Annotated in this window: 1 protein-coding gene; it reads right to left on the reverse strand. The window is 66.9% G+C overall.

Features of this window, described 5'->3' with window-relative positions; all coding sequences use genetic code 11:
- Positions 1–605 (reverse strand): transposase (locus tag ACZ7HT_RS36885; protein WP_471174130.1); only part of this gene is annotated, 605 nt, incomplete at its 3' end.
- Between the last annotated feature and the right edge of the window lie 446 nt (positions 606–1,051).

The following is a 1,051-nucleotide window of genomic DNA, read 5'->3' on the forward strand; positions in this document are numbered from 1 at the left end:
CCGGCGTCCGCGACGATGAGGATGTCCGGGTCCCCGGTCCGCCACTGACCTGCGGCGATCAGCCGCTCGACCAGGTCGCGCAACTGCCGGGCGGTAACGGTGGCGGTGTCGTCCCCGGGCGCCAGACGCAACGCGTCCAGCGGCGCGGTCCACGAGCTGCGGCCGGGTTCCAGCGCGCAGACGATCGAGTAGGGCCAGCCGGGAACGAGAATGTGCTGGTCCTTGCCCCGGCCGTAGGTGTGGCACAGGATCCGCTGGGGTGAGGTGTGGGCATCGGGCCGCAGCCAGCACGTGACGTCGACAGCCAGGATTAGCCTGCTGTCGGTGGTCCGGGGCAGCGGCACCGAGGCCAAGGTCCGCCGCAGTCGGTCCGCGTCGATTCGGCCCTGGGCGAGCGCGGCGTAGAGCCCGCCGTGACCACGGCGGTGTTCGCCCACCAGCGACAGCTCGACCAGCGATCTCACCGGCCCGTCCTCGCACAAGATCGCGTCGGCCAGCTCGAACAGGGCGTCCGAACGGGCAGTGAGACAGGAGTGGAACTCGCCCCGGAAGCGTGACAGTTCCGCCAGCGGCTCCTGGTGGGCATCGCGATACTGCAGACTCATCCTCACGGCCTTCGCGCTGGACGTGTGTGTTCCTTGGTCGGAGCACATGTTCAGACGAAGGCCGTTTCCGCGTACGGCGGTTACCGAACCGAGTGATCAAGTACGACGCACCGTTCGAAGAACGACTTCTACCGGCGGCGTAGAGATCCAGGCCCGCAACGAGTGGACCAGTCGCCCGCTGGCGATAGTCGCTCTCCACTTGCCCGCACGACGACAAGCCTGTCGCCTTCGAAAGCGATTCGATCACCGGGAGCCAGGAAGAGCGGGCTCGCCAGCTCGAAGGCATAGCCGTCGTCGGTCTCGAGGTCCTTCACCAGCACCAACCGCGAGGTCGGTGTGGTTCCGTCAGCTACCAGGCGCATGCCGAAATGGTCCCACGCAGCCTGAGGTCACCTCGGCCCGGTTCAGCAGCTGACCAACGGCCCAGATGTTAAAGATCAAGCTAG

Source organism: Streptomyces sp. NPDC037410 (assembly GCF_055602235.1).